16 protein-coding genes are annotated in these 14,857 nt (G+C 62.6%); 8 read left to right on the plus strand and 8 right to left on the minus strand.

Annotation, left to right across the window (positions count from 1 at the left end):
- Positions 1–107: 107 nt before the first annotated feature.
- From CKW25_RS11090 to CKW25_RS11120, 7 genes are all read left to right on the plus strand, one after another.
- Positions 108–1,172 (plus strand): nitronate monooxygenase family protein, encoded by a 1,065-nt coding sequence (locus CKW25_RS11090; protein WP_095079219.1) that lies wholly within the window; start codon positions 108–110, stop codon positions 1,170–1,172.
- 230 nt (positions 1,173–1,402) lie between these two features.
- On the plus strand, positions 1,403–2,170 hold the full coding sequence (modA, locus tag CKW25_RS11095) for a molybdate ABC transporter substrate-binding protein (RefSeq protein WP_095079220.1): 768 nt from the start codon (positions 1,403–1,405) through the stop codon (positions 2,168–2,170).
- Positions 2,171–2,851, plus strand: coding sequence for a molybdate ABC transporter permease subunit (gene modB / locus CKW25_RS11100; RefSeq protein ID WP_095079221.1), 681 nt, complete (start codon positions 2,171–2,173; stop codon positions 2,849–2,851).
- Between the two features lie 3 nt (positions 2,852–2,854).
- Positions 2,855–3,943, plus strand: a complete 1,089-nt coding sequence (modC, locus tag CKW25_RS11105; protein ID WP_095079222.1) for a molybdenum ABC transporter ATP-binding protein — start codon at positions 2,855–2,857, stop codon at positions 3,941–3,943.
- Positions 3,944–4,131: 188 nt separating this feature from the next.
- A complete protein-coding gene (locus CKW25_RS11110; protein ID WP_095079223.1) occupies positions 4,132–5,775 on the plus strand; it encodes an ABC-F family ATP-binding cassette domain-containing protein in 1,644 nt (547 codons plus the stop codon).
- Between the two features lie 87 nt (positions 5,776–5,862).
- Positions 5,863–6,087 (plus strand): hypothetical protein, encoded by a 225-nt coding sequence (locus CKW25_RS11115; RefSeq protein ID WP_095079224.1) that lies wholly within the window; start codon positions 5,863–5,865, stop codon positions 6,085–6,087.
- Between the two features lie 150 nt (positions 6,088–6,237).
- Complete coding sequence (locus CKW25_RS11120) at positions 6,238–6,468, plus strand: hypothetical protein (protein WP_095079225.1); 231 nt, start codon at positions 6,238–6,240, stop codon at positions 6,466–6,468.
- 68 nt (positions 6,469–6,536) lie between these two features.
- Here the strand turns inward: CKW25_RS11120 and CKW25_RS11125 are convergent, their stop codons facing one another.
- From CKW25_RS11125 to CKW25_RS11150, 6 genes are all read right to left on the minus strand, one after another.
- A complete protein-coding gene (locus CKW25_RS11125) occupies positions 6,537–7,508 on the minus strand; it encodes an XdhC family protein (protein ID WP_095079226.1) in 972 nt (323 codons plus the stop codon).
- 1 nt (position 7,509) lies between these two features.
- A complete protein-coding gene (locus CKW25_RS11130) occupies positions 7,510–8,757 on the minus strand; it encodes a cytochrome c (RefSeq protein WP_095079227.1) in 1,248 nt (415 codons plus the stop codon).
- A gap of 2 nt (positions 8,758–8,759) precedes the next feature.
- On the minus strand, positions 8,760–9,299 hold the full coding sequence (locus tag CKW25_RS11135; protein ID WP_095079228.1) for a (2Fe-2S)-binding protein: 540 nt from the start codon (positions 9,297–9,299) through the stop codon (positions 8,760–8,762).
- The gene (locus CKW25_RS11140; protein WP_095079229.1) at positions 9,292–12,123 is read right to left on the minus strand and encodes a xanthine dehydrogenase family protein molybdopterin-binding subunit; all 2,832 of its coding nucleotides are present in this window, start codon (positions 12,121–12,123) and stop codon (positions 9,292–9,294) included. Before CKW25_RS11140 ends, CKW25_RS11135 begins: the two co-directional genes overlap by 8 nt.
- Before the next feature lie 244 nt (positions 12,124–12,367).
- Positions 12,368–12,598 carry a hypothetical protein gene (locus CKW25_RS11145; RefSeq protein WP_095079230.1) on the minus strand — a complete coding sequence of 77 codons (231 nt, stop codon included), beginning with the start codon at positions 12,596–12,598 and terminating at the stop codon, positions 12,368–12,370.
- Between the two features lie 161 nt (positions 12,599–12,759).
- Entirely contained in the window at positions 12,760–13,002 is a 243-nt protein-coding gene (locus CKW25_RS11150; RefSeq protein WP_095079231.1) for a DUF1652 domain-containing protein, read from the minus strand.
- A 272-nt stretch (positions 13,003–13,274) separates the two neighbouring features.
- On the opposite strand from CKW25_RS11150, the gene CKW25_RS11155 reads away from it, so the two are divergent.
- Entirely contained in the window at positions 13,275–14,027 is a 753-nt protein-coding gene (locus tag CKW25_RS11155; RefSeq protein WP_095079232.1) for a carbonic anhydrase, read from the plus strand.
- A 31-nt stretch (positions 14,028–14,058) separates the two neighbouring features.
- On the opposite strand, the gene CKW25_RS11160 is transcribed toward CKW25_RS11155, so the two are convergent.
- Complete coding sequence (locus CKW25_RS11160; RefSeq protein WP_095079233.1) at positions 14,059–14,295, minus strand: hypothetical protein; 237 nt, start codon at positions 14,293–14,295, stop codon at positions 14,059–14,061.
- Positions 14,296–14,743: 448 nt separating this feature from the next.
- Positions 14,744–14,857, minus strand: a 114-nt coding sequence (locus tag CKW25_RS11165; protein WP_143497295.1) for a transposase, incomplete at its 5' end; no start/stop codon positions are given.

Consider the following 14,857-nt stretch of genomic DNA (forward strand, 5'->3'; position numbering starts at 1 on the left):
ACGACACTGATGCCCTGTTCAAAGGGTGACGTCTTTCATCGCCGATGAACCCATTGAACCGCAACAGCCGCCCCCCTTCACCCACTTCATGCAGGAGAGCACTGCTGATGAGCCAATGGCCTGACACCCGTATTCTTGATCTGCTCGGCATCGAGTTGCCGATCATCCAGGCGCCCATGGCCGGCGCGACCGGCCCGGACATGGTGATCGCTGCCAGTAACGCCGGCGCCCTGGGCTCGATGCCCGCGGCCATGCTGAGCACCGGGCAGTTACGCGAGGCGCTTACCACGATACGCCGACACAGCCCGCGGCCATTGAATGTGAACTTCTTCTGCCATCAGCCACCCGTGGCCGACGAGTCGCGCACCCGCCAATGGAAGCAGCTACTGGAGCCCTACTACCGTGAACTGGGCGCTGACTTCGAAGCGCCGACACCGGTGTCCAACCGGGCGCCGTTCGATGAGGCCGCCTGCGAGGTGGTCGAGGCGTTTCGACCCGAAGTGGTGAGCTTCCACTTCGGCCTGCCGGAAAAATCCCTGCTCGACCGGGTCAAGGCCAGCGGCGCCAAGGTGCTGTCATCCGCGACAACGGTGGCCGAGGCCGTCTGGCTTGAGCAACATGGCTGCGACGCGATCATCGCCATGGGCTACGAGGCCGGTGGCCATCGCGGGATGTTTCTCAGCGATGACTTGAGCACTCAGGTCGGCACCTTTGCCCTGGTGCCGCAAGTCGTCGATGCCGTCCGCGTGCCCGTTATCGCCGCCGGCGGCATTGGCGATGCACGGGGGATCGCCGCCGCGTTCACCCTGGGCGCCTCGGCGGTGCAACTGGGCACCGCCTACCTGTTCACGCCGCAAGCCCAGGTCAGCGCCTCGCACCACCGGGCCCTGCGCAGCGCCAGGGACAGCGAAACCGCAGTCACCAATATCTTCACCGGGCGCCCGGCGCGGGGGATTGTCAATCGGGTCATGCGCGAGCTCGGCCCGATCTGCCCGCAGGCTCCGGCGTTCCCGCTGGCTGGCGGTGCCTTGCTGCCGCTGCGCGCCAAGGACGAGGCAGACTTCAGCACCCTGTGGGCCGGGCAGGCGCTACGCCTGGGTGTGGAGCTGTCCACTGGCGAACTGACCCGACGCCTGGCGGATGAAACACTGGCCTTGCTGGGGCGTCGCTGAATTCAGCGCCTCGATGATCGTTCCCGGATGGGAACGATCACCCCTTCTGCGAATGCAGCTGAAAAACCCACGGCAGAAACTGTATACAATTTTTCACTCATGAGCCCTTGACGAGTTCCGCTCACAGCTTTTTCGCTATATATTATTTTATATAGCGTTAGACCTCAGCCCCAGCGCAGTCGAATCGCTACAAAACACTGCCCACCTCACTCGTCCTTCGGAGCCGCTTCATGACTATGCGTGTCTCAGGTTTTGCCCCGGTTTGCCTGGCCTCCTTGCTCGCCGTATTCGCCTTGGGCTCGGCCCAGGCCAACGAAGTCCAGGTCGCCGTCGCCGCGAACTTCACCGCGCCGATCCAGGCCATTGCCGCCGACTTCGAAAAAGACACCGGGCACAAACTGGTCGCCGCCTATGGCGCCACGGGGCAGTTCTACACCCAGATCAAGAATGGCGCGCCGTTCGAAGTGTTCCTCTCGGCAGACGACAGCACCCCGAAAAAACTCGAGCAGGAAGGCGATAGCGTCAAAGGCTCGCGCTTCACCTACGCCATCGGCACCCTGGCGTTGTGGTCGGCCAAGGACGGTTATGTCGACGCCAAGGGCAACGTGCTGGCCAGCAACCAGTACCAACACCTGTCCATCGCCAACCCGAAAGCCGCCCCTTACGGTCTCGCCGCTACGCAAGTGCTGGCCAGGCTGGGCCTGACCGACAAGGTCAAGGACAAGATTGTCGAAGGCCAGAGCATCACCCAGGCCTTTCAGTTCGTCTCCACTGGTAACGCCGAAGTGGGTTTCGTCGCCTTGTCGCAGATCTATAAAGACGGCAAAGTCACCAGTGGCTCGGCATGGATCGTGCCCGCCGACATGCACGACCCGATCAAGCAGGACGCGGTGATCCTCGACAAAGGCAAGGACAACCCGGCCGCCAAGGCGCTGGTTGACTACCTCAAGGGTCCGAAAGCCGCTGCCATTATCAAATCCTACGGTTATCAACTTTAAATGACGCTATCGAGTGCCGACCTTGCCGCGATCTGGCTGACCTTCAAGCTCGCGTCCCTGACCACGGTGATTTTACTGATCATCGGCACTCCGATTGCGTTGTGGCTGTCGCGCACCCGGTCCTGGCTGCGCGGCCCCATCGGGGCGATCGTCGCCCTGCCCCTGGTGCTGCCGCCGACGGTGATCGGCTTCTACCTGCTGCTGACCCTCGGCCCCAACGGGTTCATTGGCCAGCTCACCCAGTCGCTGGGGCTGGGCACCTTGACCTTCAGCTTTACCGGGTTGGTGATCGGCTCGGTGATCTACTCGATGCCCTTTGTCGTCCAACCGCTACAGAACGCCTTCTCGGCCATCGGCACCCGCCCCCTGGAAGTCGCCGCCACCCTGCGCGCCAATCCCTGGGACACCTTTTTCAGCGTGATCCTGCCCTTGGCCCGGCCTGGCTTTGTCACCGCAGCCATTCTCGGCTTCGCCCACACCGTCGGTGAATTTGGCGTGGTGCTGATGATCGGCGGCAACATCCCCGACAAGACCCGCGTGGTCTCGGTGCAGATCTACGATCACGTCGAAGCCATGGAATATGCCCAGGCCCACTGGCTGGCCGGGGCGATGCTGGGGTTTTCATTCCTGGTGCTGCTGGCACTGTATTCAAGCCGCAAGACCAAGGCTGGCTGGAGCTGATCGATGACTGCCGGGATTCACGCGCGCCTGCACCTTCGCTACCCGGACTTTGCCCTGGACGTCGACCTGGACCTGCCCGGTCGTGGCGTCACGGCGCTGTACGGTCATTCCGGCTCGGGCAAGACCACTTGCCTGCGCTGCATCGCCGGCCTGGAGCGGGCCGAGCATGGCTTTATCCAGATCAACGATGAGGTCTGGCAGGACAGTCGCAAGAAACACTTTGTGCCCCCCCACAAACGGGCGCTGGGCTATGTGTTCCAGGAAGCCAGCCTGTTTCCCCACCTGTCGGTGCGGGCCAACCTGGAATTCGGCCTGCGGCGTATTGCCCCTGAGCAACGCCGGGTTGACCTGCAGCATGCCACCGAGTTGCTGGGCATCGGCCACCTGCTGGATCGTCATCCGCAGCACCTCTCCGGCGGCGAACGGCAACGCGTCGGTATCGCCCGCGCGTTGCTCACCAGCCCCCGGTTACTGTTGATGGATGAGCCCTTGGCCGCGCTGGACTCACAGCGCAAAAGCGAGATCCTGCCGTACCTCGAACGGCTGCACGACGAACTGGAAATACCGGTGTTGTACGTCAGCCATTCCCAGGACGAAGTCGCGCGCCTGGCCGATCACATTGTGCTGCTGAGCGCCGGCAAGGCCCTGGCCAGCGGACCGGTCGGCGAAACCCTGGCGCGGCTCGACCTGCCGCTGGCACAGGGCGACGACGCGGGCGTGGTGATCGACGGTCTGGTGACTGACTACAACGTCGACTACCAACTGTTGACCCTGCAACTGCCCCGCAGCCTGTTGAATGTACGCGTGGCCCACCTGCCCCTGGCCGTGGGTAAACAGCTGCGCTTCAAGGTGCAGGCCCGGGATGTCAGCCTGAGCCTTGCGGGTGGCGAACAGAGCAGTATCCTCAATCGGCTGCCGGTCACGGTCATCAGTGAAATTGCCGCCGACAACACCGCCCATGTCCTGGTGCGGCTCGACGCGGGCGGCACGCCGTTGCTGGCGCGCATCACCCGTTATTCGCGCGATCACTTGCAGGTGCATCCCGGGCAGCAGCTCTGGGCGCAGATCAAGGCCGTGGCGGTGCTGGCCTGATCCTGTATCGGACGATAGACCTGTAGCTTGTAAGGGTATCCGTGCCTGGGCTAGGCTATGCACCTTTCCTCTCTCCCGGGACGATCGTTCGACGTGAACAACTAAGCCTTTCAAAAATGTATTCGCAGCACGCGGCCCTATGCGGCCCAGGTCCCGTGCTGGTCTTTCCGACATTTTCTGGAGGTGCCATGACTCACGTCACGCATCCACCTGCGCTGGTCATCCTGAACCGGCTCACCTATCAATTTGCCAACGGCCAGACCCTGTTCGACGCCCTCACCCTGCGCCTGGATCAGCGCCCCACCGGCATCGTCGGCCGCAATGGCAGTGGCAAATCAGTGCTGGCCCGATTGATTGCCGGCGAGCTGCAACCCACCTCGGGAAACCTCATTCGTCACGCCAGCGTTGCCTATGTGGCACAAGAGCCACGTGTCATGACTGAACAAAACGTCGCTCAGGCAACGGGCGTCGCGCAGGTACTCGATGCGCTTGAGCGGTTGGCCGACGGCACGGCCGACGCACAGGATCTTGAACAGGTGGCCGAGCGCTGGGACCTGCACGAACGTCTACGTGCAATGCTCGCTGAAGCCGGTCTGTGCGCACTGTGCCCGCACCACCCCGTGAACACCTTGAGCGGTGGTCAACGCGCGCGCATTGCGCTGATCGGCGCGTTCCTCAGCCAGGCCGAGATGCTGGTGCTGGATGAGCCGACCAACCACTTGGACGCGGACGGCCGCCGCTGGCTGATGGGCCGCTTGGCCGCCTGGCGCGGTGGCTTGATTGTGGTCAGCCATGACCGGACCCTACTCAACAGCCTTGAGCGCATCGTCGAACTCAGTGAACGGGGCGTGCAGGTGTTCGGTGGTAACCACGAGGCGTACCTCACACAGCGGGAAATCGAGCAAGACGCGGCGCGATCAGCCGTTGAACATGCCCGCACACTGCGCGACCGTGAGCAAAAACGCTTGCAGCGCGAGCACGACACCCTTCAACGGCGCGCTGCCGGATCACGCCGAAACGCCGACACCGCCAATGTCTCACGCTTTGAGCGTGCCGCGATGAAAGGCTCGGCCACCGAGCTCATGGGCCATCTGCGCAAAACGCATCAGGCCTGTAAAAGCGTGATGGATGCTCAGGTACGCGAAGCCCGCACACGGGTTGCGCCGACCGATCCCGTGCTGATTCCTCTGCCCGCAAGCGCCATACCGGCCGGCCGGCAAGTGCTCACGCTGGTCAATGCGCAATTGCCATGGCTGCCAGCCGGGGCGCCGGACACCGGGCTCACACTTTCACTCGCCGGCCCTGTGCGCGTTGCCGTCAGCGGGCCGAACGGCTGTGGAAAATCCACCCTGCTGAAAATGCTCGCGGCACACTGCAACCCTGTCAGCGGGCAGTGCCTGACCCACGTGCCGAGTGCCTATCTGGATCAACACCTTGAACAACTGGACCCACAACGCTCCGTGATCGAGCAGCTAAACCTGCTGGACACGCCATTGTCAGAGGGCGCTGTGCGCAGCCGCCTGGCCCACCTGCAACTGGACGCCGTGCGCGTGACCATGCCGACCCGCCTGCTCAGCGGTGGCGAGCGACTCAAGGCCGCCCTTGCCGTTGCGGCATGGCGCGAGAACCCGGCGCAGTTGCTGTTGCTCGATGAGCCGAGCAATCATCTGGACCTGGCTTCGGTACAGGCCCTTGAGCAGGCCCTGCGCGGGTTTGCCGGTGCGATCATTGCCGTTTCCCATGACGCCGGGTTCATCAACGCACTCCAGCCCACCCACACCCTGGCCTGGACGCCTGACGGGTGGTGCCTGCACAACGTCGGCCAGCCATGATTCATGCGACGAACGACACGCGTTGTTTTTGCACCTTTGCAACCGCGATCTATAGTTGATGGGAATACAAATCACCCCGGTGGCGCCATGGAAGACATTTTCGTTGTGAAGCGCTGCAACAAGATCATCGTCCAGGGGCGCCGAGCCGGGGAAGTGGCCCATCTGCCTCCGGTTGCGGAGGTCTGGTACAGGATTGCCGATACCCGTACTCGCGGCGGGTTCATCGGCGACGGTTATGATCGCCAGGAAGACGCCCTGAGCGAGTGCCAGCGCCTCAACCGGGTCAGCTCACGGGTTGCGCGCCAAGGCTGAAACGTAGGCCCCAGGCAACGTGACCGACGTTCAATGGCAGGGGCTATAATGAACTGAGCTGAAGGATCGGCGCCTTGACCGGCGGCAGGTTCGCAGGCAAGGGCCTGTCGTCGAACCCTTGCAACCTTCTCGACTATGGAGGTGTTTGTCATGTCCGAAAAAGAGTCCATCACCACCTTGCTGACCCTGCTCGACTCACGCCAGACGCGCCTGACCGCTGCCTGCAAGGAAATTGCCGACTGGGTAGACAACCATGACGGCCACCCGACCGCCGTGAGAATCCGCGACCGTCTGCTGGATATCGAGAAAGACACGCCGCTGATCCAGAGCGCCTTGACCTCGCTCAAACCCGTTGAGCGCCCACTGCCAAGGTTCCGCTAAGCGTTCCGACCTGAAGCTTCAGGCCGGAACCCATCAGGGGTCGATCACTGCCGCGTCAACACCTGGCGTCAGAGCCGGTCCCGGGCAATACCGCTGCGAATCCGCACAATATCGGCGAGCACCGCCAAGGCGATCTCCGCCGGCGTCTTGCTGCCCAGGTTAAGCCCGATAGGCGCGTGAATGCGCGCCAGTTCAGCGTCCCCCAGCCCCCCGATGCGGCGCAACCGCTCGAAGCGTTTCTGCGAGGTTTGCAGGGAACCCATCACACCGATGTAGAACGCGTCGGTGCGCACGGCCTCCATCATGGCCAGGTCGTCGATACGCGGATCGTGGGTCAGCGCCACCACCGCGGTGTCGCTGTGGCAGCCGCCGTCGGCAATGAACACCGATGGCAGTTGACGGCGAATCTCGACGTTTTCCAGGACCACCCCTTCGAGCACCTCGTCGCGTGGGTCGCACAGAATCACTTCGAAACCCAGGCCCACCCCGAACTCGGCGCAGGCCTGCGCCACGCTGGAATAACCGGCGAGCAGCAGCCGTTGCGCCGCACCGACGCGCAACCGTACACGGTCGATTTCACGTTCGATGCGCGGCCCATGCTCGCGGTCAACCAGCAGGCTGCGAGCGCCGCTGTGCAGGTCGACCTCACGAATCAGGCGACGTTGCCCCAGCAACGCCGACTCCAGTTCGCGCAGATGGGCCTGCACCTCACAGTCCGGCTCAAGCTTCTCCACCAGCACATCGAGCAGCCCGCCACAGGGCAGTCTGACCTGGGAGCGCGGGTCATCCGTCTCGCCGTAGCGCACCACCGCAACGGCGTCGTTGAACAGCCCTTCGGCCATGCGCTCCAGAAAGTCGTCCTCGACACAGCCACCCGACAGCGAGCCAATCCAATGGCCGCTGTCGTTGACCGCCAGCATCGAGCCCGGCGCACGGGGCGCCGAGCCGTAGGTACCGAGGACGCTGCACAGCCACACGCACTGGCCCGCGCTGGACCAGGCCAGCGCGCGCCGTATCACTTGCAGGTCAAGATGCTGCATGTCAGCGCGCCTTGTGCTCTGGCGGAGCCTCAGCCTTGAGTTGCTCGATCTGGCTGATCACCAGGTCTGCCGGTTGACCGCCCCAGGCCTGACGCAGGTAGTTGATCAGGTCGGTGGTCTGTTGCGCGCTCAACTTGTCGGCAAAACCCGGCATCGGTTGCATGCGCTCGAAACCCGAGAACTGCTGTTCGCCAATCCCGTCGTCGATGACGCGCAACAGGTTGCGCGGATCTTCCAGGCGCAGGGTGGTGTTGCCCTGCATGGCCACGGCGATGTGCGGCTTGCCTTCGCCCTCGATACCGTGGCAACCGGCGCACACGTTCAGGTAGCTTTGACGGCCGCGCTGGGCGCTTTCGGTCATCTTGTCCAGCGCCACCGTGGTCAGCACCTTGGCTTGGGGAGGCTGGTCGCCCAGCAGGAACGTGGCCATGGCCGCCAGGTCCGGATCACTGAGGTTCTGGGTGCTGTTGTGGAACACCGGGAACATCTCGTTGAACATCGTGCCCTGGGCGCTCATGCCATGCTTGAGGAACGAACTCAGGTCCTGATGGGTCCAGCCACGAGCCGCCAGGTCATTGGCCAGCAGGCTGGGCGCCAGGTAGCCATTGAGCAGGCCGCCGGTCATGCGCTTGTCCTGCTGCATGGCGCCAGGCAGGCCGCGCGGCGTGTGGCATTCACCACAGTGACCGAGCACATCGACCATGTACTGGCCACGCTTGAACGCCTCGCTTTTGCCTTCAGTCGACTCAAGCTTCACGTCCTTGCCGTAGAGCATGTTCCAGCCGGTCAGGCCCAGACGCACGTTGAACGGGAAGCTCAGGCGGGTGACCGGCGCGGCACGGTTGATCGGCTCGACAGTCTTCAGATAAGCATGAATGGCATCGGAGTCGGCACGCGGCATCAAGTGATACGAGGTGTACGGCATCGCCGGGTACAGGTTGGCGCCGTCACGGCGCTTGCCTTCGGTCAGCGCGGCGAAGAACTCGTCATCGCTGTACAGGCCGATGCCGTGCTCCTTGTCCGGGGTGATGTTGGTGCCGTAGATGGTGCCGAACGGCGACACGATGGGCAGGCCACCGGCATAGGGGGCGCCACCGGGCGCGGTGTGGCAGGCCATGCAATCGGCTGCCCGCGCCAGGTATTCACCCTGTTTGATCTGCTGCTGATCGGCCGCCTGGGCCTGCTGGATCGCCATCAGCGAAACCGCAAGACCCACGGCGGCAGCCAGGCCGGAAAGTAGTCGCTTCATGCTTAACCCTCCTTGACCAGGCCGAGATCGGTCAGCACGTTGCGCGTGGCGCTGTAGTAGCGCACGTACCCGGTGCAGCGGCAGATATGGTGACCGAGGCTGTCCTCGATCACCGCTTCCAGCTGGCTCTTCTTGATCGGCTGGCGCTGCAGTTTTTCCAACAGCACGGTCGCCGCGTTGACGAAACCTGGCGCGCAGTAGCTGCACTGGAAGGCGAACTCATCGACGAAGCGTTGCTGAATCGGGTTCAGCTCGGTGACCTTGCCCGCTTCATCACGGCTCGCGTGGCCCTCGATGGTGCGGATTTTCTTGCCCTCGAAGTAGTGGGCGCCGGTGATGCAGGTGCGCACTTCCTCGCTGGTGCCGTCGGGGTTGTCGACGATCACCACGCAAGCGTGACAAATGCCCTGGCCGCAGCCCAGGCGTGAGCCGGTGAGGTTACGGTACTCGTGCAGGTAGTCGATCATCGGCAGATCTTCAGGGACCTCGACGGGACCGACGGTTTGACCATTGAGGGTCATTTGAAGCGGACGGTTAGCCATTGAGGGCCTCCTTGATGCGCGCTGGAGTGATAGGCAGGTCACGGACACGTTTGCCGATAGCGTGAGCCACGGCGTTGGCGATAGCGCCCACCACCGGAATCATCACCACCTCGGCAATGCCCTTGGACGGGTCGCTTGGCGACAGGGGCGGGAGAATCTCCGACGTCTGCGTCCAGACCGCGACATCCTTGGCCATGGGCAAGCGATAGCGGTTGAAATTCCAGTCACCCTCCCCCGGCCCGCCTTCGTACAGCGGCATCTCTTCCAGCAACGCGTGGCCGATGCCCATGGCGACCCCGCCTTCGATCTGGCCCTTGACCAGCTCCGGCACCAGCACCCGGCCACATTCGAGCCAGGAATGGTGGTTGAGGACGCGCACCTCGCCCGACCCCTTGTTCACTTTCAGTTCCACCAAAGTGGCAACGGGGCTGTAGTAGGTCACGGCCGCGTTGTTCAACTGCGTCGCCGGATACGCGACGTTCTGCCGGTCCAGCAGGTGGAAGCCGGCGCTGGTCATCTGCGCCAGCTTGGCCTTCGGCGCACCGGTACCGTATTTCACGGCCAGGGCATCCAACGGCAGGCGCTCGCGCACGCCGTTGATGCTGAACTCGGCCTCGGCCCAACTCCAGCGGTTGAAGCCGTGTACGGTGGCACCGGTCACCAGGCCACGCTCGTGGGCATGTTTGGCCAGCACGACGAACGGCAGCGGTTCCATGCCGTTGGCGGTCAGCTTGCCATCGACCCAGTGGGCGTCTTCACGACGGACCACATACGGGTTGGCCTGGCCGCCGAACGGACCCTGGCGCCAGATTTCCATGGCCGCCGGCCACAGGCCGTGGTTGAACAGCACGCGCGCCGCTTCACGGGTGGCGTGGCTGAAGTAATAGGCCGAGTTGGTGGCCGAGGACGCCGAGGCGATCTTGCCGACCCAGCGCGGGTTGCGCAGCACAGTGTCCTGCTCGGCCTGGCTCATGATGTAGGGGTTGCCGCTGCTGGCCAGCTGCAGCTCTTTCCACTCGGTCTCACCGGTCTTCACTTCGCTGGCCGGGTTGCCGAGGAAGTCGGCGACCACCAGGGCCTGGGACGTGGACATGCCGGTGCCGATCTCAATACCGATGTGGCGCAGGGTGACATGACCTTCAGCGGTGAACTCGACGCTGGCCATTGGCGCTTCGGAGCCTGTGCCGAAGTCTTTCTGGCAGATGGCGAAACCCACCCCGTACCAGTTGTCCGGGTCCTTGGCGTCTTCCTGCTTTTTCAGCGCGTGACGGTTTTTCCAGAGCTCATTACCCGCCGCCTTTTCGAGAATCTCGTTCAGGCGCAAGGCACCGGCCGGTACCGCGCCCTGGGTGTTTTTCATCCCCGACAGCAGCACGTTTTTCTTGCGCAGGTCGATGGCATCGATCCCCAGGCGATCGGCAATTTCATCCACCATCATCTCGGTGGCGGCCATGCTTTGCAGGGTGCCGTAACCGCGCATGGAGCCGGCCTCGACAGCACGGGAGTGGTACGCGGTTACCTGCAGGTCGTTCTGCGGCATGTAGTAGATCGACTGCGCGGCAGTGGCGCCCACGGCGGCCACCGACGGGCTGTAGTTGATCCGGCCACCGCCGTCGACGGTCATGTCGGCACGGAAGATCTTGAAGCTGTGATCCTTTTTGTCCACCGCCAACTGGTAGCGGATGTCGAACGGGTGACGCTTGATGCCGCTCTGGAACTGCTCGTAGCGGTCGTTGGCCAGGCGCACCGGCACACCGGCGCCGTACAACGCCGCCAGGGCTGCGTAGTAGACGAAAATGTTGTGGTCCTTGGAGCCGTAGCCGACGGTGTAGCCCGGGTGCATGTTCAGCGTGCTCAGGCCGAAACGCGACGGTGCGATCATCTTCGCGGTTTCGCTCGCTGTCTCCAGTGGGCACTGGGTGGCCACCACGAAATGCAGGGTCTTGGTCGCCGGGTCGTACCAGCCGTTGCCGTTGTCCGGCTCCAGCGCGGCCGGCTCGATGGACGGCGTCTTGTAGCGCTCGTCAAACACCATCCAGCCTTCCGGCGGGGTTTCCAGTTGCTGCTTCATGCGGTCGGCATAAAACAGGCCGCGCTCGGTCAGGTTGCCATGCAGGTTGGGCTGGGCGTTCCAGACCGGACGCCGCTCGCGAATCATCGGGAACAGGATCGAATCTTTCAGGCTGGCGAATTCGTCCTCATCGGCCGAGGTCGCCCCGCCCACGCGCACGTAGCGGAAACTGCCGTAGGGGTCACGGGTGTACAGCGGCGCCTGGGCACCGTAGCGGATGGCCTTGTCGTTGAACTTGAGCGTGTTCTTGGCCTGGCGGTAACGTTCGAAATCGTTCCAGATCAGGATCGCCACCGGGTGGCCGATGAACATCGGTACCTGGCCGGGCGGCAGCAGCGGATCGGGGGCGTGCTCTTCCGGGAAGACGATGCCGTCCTTGTCCAGGTCCTGCGCAGTGACGATGCGGTCAGGCTGCAATTCGGCGCCCAGCAACGACAGGTCGAAACCCTCGTAGATGCGGTCGGCACGAATGGTCTTGAGCAGCATCGCGTGGCCTTGCTGTTGCGGCCAGCCCGGCATGTCCTTGGCGCGGATGTCGCGGGCAAATACCTTGCTGCCGCACACCTTGGACAGTGAGTCGTTGCGCATGCGTGCCTTGCCGTTGTTGCCAAGCCATTGCTCGGACGGCACGGTCACGCTGTTTTCCATCAGGGCGGCCAGTGCCTGGGAGCTGAGTGGTGTCAGCGTCACGCTGACGCCAGCGATCAACCCGCCCTGCAAGAAGGAGCGCCGGGATATATCACGGTTGGACATGGATCATCCTCTGGACGGTTATGAAATCCGTCCATGTCGTTATGGTGTTCTGGGGAATCTCAGGCCATACAGAAACCCTTCCTGACGATGCGAAGGGCTGACAAGCTGAAAAAGTTGACCTAATGGTTAACTTTATCGAATTTGTCCGGCCTCGGCAAAAGTAATAGTAGTTCGAAGGTGATTTTCTGCGGGCGCGGGCTGGCCCGCGATGGCGTCGAGGATGACTACTGCCGACCGCCCGGACCTACTTGAGGCTGATTTTGTGCGCCTTGACCTCACCGGCGAAACTGCCCAATCGCGCATCGGTGCGCTCGAACAACTCGCACATCCGCAACAACGTCTGGGCGTCAACCGAATTGCCGGACTCGTTGAGTCGCGCGGCAATGGCCTTCATCTCCACGGCGGACCAGCGCAGCTCGGACGCAATGTCCTGCAGATCCTGCCGCAGTTCCTGCTCAGGCTTATTGAGTGACATGGCTATTGCCTCCCATTCAGAATACCGAAAGCGTCACTCCCTTGATAACGCCGCCACTCGCCGGATGCAACCGTCGGCATCAGGTGCCTGACAAACGCCCCATGGGCCGACCGCAACCGGGACAGCAGGCTGGCCTGAAACCCAGGTTCAAGGGCACCGATTCAACCGGCAAAGGCTCTACGCCCCGCTCTCAACTCGGTTCGCAACTCACCCACGAAGTTGGAGACATCGCGAATACTGGTCAGGCGTGCCGTCGACACCCCGGTGAGCAGCAGCTCGATACGTCCGGATCGGGGTTCAAAGACGGTGATCTTCAACGCGCCGTCGGGGTTGGCGGTGCAGGTGCAAGAGAGCGGGCGAAAGCCTGACTCCAGGATGTGACGAAGCTCGCTGAGAGAAAGCATGAGATGGCTCCACAGGTCCGTTTATGGGGGTCTGCCTCACTCAGACAGCGTAGACGACGCTGGCACAGGCGAAAGCATTAAACGCAAAGCGATAGCGGTATCGCATTCTTTCGCGGGTCCTGCCTCACGCCATTGCCGTTGATCGCCCCATCGCCGGGGCGCAACGCCAACCCGGCAAACCCTCTAGACTTGCACATGGCGGTACTCGGGGCTCAGGGCAGTACTCGCCCCCAATGCCAGTCACTCTTGCCCATGAACCGAGTCCATATGCCATGTGCCCATCCCGTGAATCAACGCCTGGCCCCGACACCCACGATCGCCGCCGGTTCCTGAGGCTTGCAGGCCTGGGCGCAGGTGCCCTGCTGCTGGCCGGCGCCCTTCCCGCCAGGCTGGCCAAGGCCGCGGAAGAACACGCCCCGCCACCCAAGCCACAAAATGCCCTCAGTCCCGACCAGGCCCTGCATCGCCTGGTGGAAGGTAACGAGCGATACATTCGCGGCGCCTCCACCACCCACGACTTCAAGGCGGAACGTGAAGCCCTGGTGTCCGGCCAGAACCCGTTCGTCGCGGTCCTGAGTTGCGCGGATTCGCGCATCGCTCCCGAATACGCGTTCGATACGGCCCGCGGCGATCTGTTTGCCGTTCGGGTCGCCGGCAACTTTGTCACTGACGAAGGGCTGGCCAGCCTTGAGTACTCGGTACTGGCGCTGGGCGCGCCGTTGATTCTGGTGTTGGGCCATGAGAGTTGCGGGGCCATGATCGCCGGGATCAAAACCGCCAAAGACCACACGGTATACCCTGGCAAGATTCAGACACTGACACTCGCCCTCCAGCCCACGATCAACAAAGTACTGAAAGAGCCGGGCGACCTGCTGCACAACGCAACCGTGCAAAACGTCAAGGACTCGGTTGCGCAACTGAAAACCACATCACCCGTACTCAGTGACGCCATCGCCAGTGGCAAGTTGAAAATCGTGGGCGGGATCTACCGCCTGGCGAGCGGCAAGGTTGACCTGATCGCCTGAGCAAAAAATCGCAACCCGCACGCTTGAGCAATCAAGCGTGCGGCTGGATCCGGTAATCCTTGAACAGCTCCTCCTTGATGATCATCACGGCATCATCGTAGTAACGCTCGCCACGGGCCTCGCTGAGGGGCACCGACCTGACACTCACTGCCCCCTCGCGCGGGGTGTGCTCACAAGTGAGAAAAAACTCCGCCGAGTGTGGGTTGAACTCCAGGTAATAGAACAACTCCCGACCGTCCCGATTCCAGTAACCAATTTCTCTGCGCATCTGCCGCCACCGCCTCATTGTCCAGAGGGGCCATTCTAACGGGCACAATTCATCCCGCCCCATGCAATACACGGTGGAGCGTCGGATTTCGGAGACTGCGGGAGAAAAAGTGATCAATGAGCCCTATGCACGGTTGCGCGAGCAGTTGGCCAGAGGCGCAGCAATTGACCCAGAGGGTGGCATCAGACTCATTGATCGTTACCCAGCGCAATGTTGGGCGGTTTCCATTTAAGCAAATGGAGATGCAGTGCACGTTGTGACTCAGTCCGCTTCATGCGGATTGAATGCCGTGCACTTTCTTTTTTAGCATTGCCCTGCCGGGGGGTCTAATAACGTTTTGTGTCGCCCTTATGGCCTCGGGAAATAACCCGGCGGCGATCGACACTGAACGCCGACAGCAGAAAACCTGCCGACCAAGGGGCCAAATTCCAGGCAAAAAAAAGGTTCTTCACGGATTACCGGGAAAGACGCTCTTGATCTTCATGAAAAAGAATTCGCTATCCCGGTAACCGTACGCCATCCGTTTGATGACCTTTATTCGATTGTTTATGCCTTCCAACTG

Origin of the sequence: Pseudomonas sp. Irchel s3h17 (assembly GCF_900187505.1) — a bacterium.
In the GTDB taxonomy this organism is placed as follows: Bacteria; Pseudomonadota; Gammaproteobacteria; order Pseudomonadales; family Pseudomonadaceae; genus Aquipseudomonas.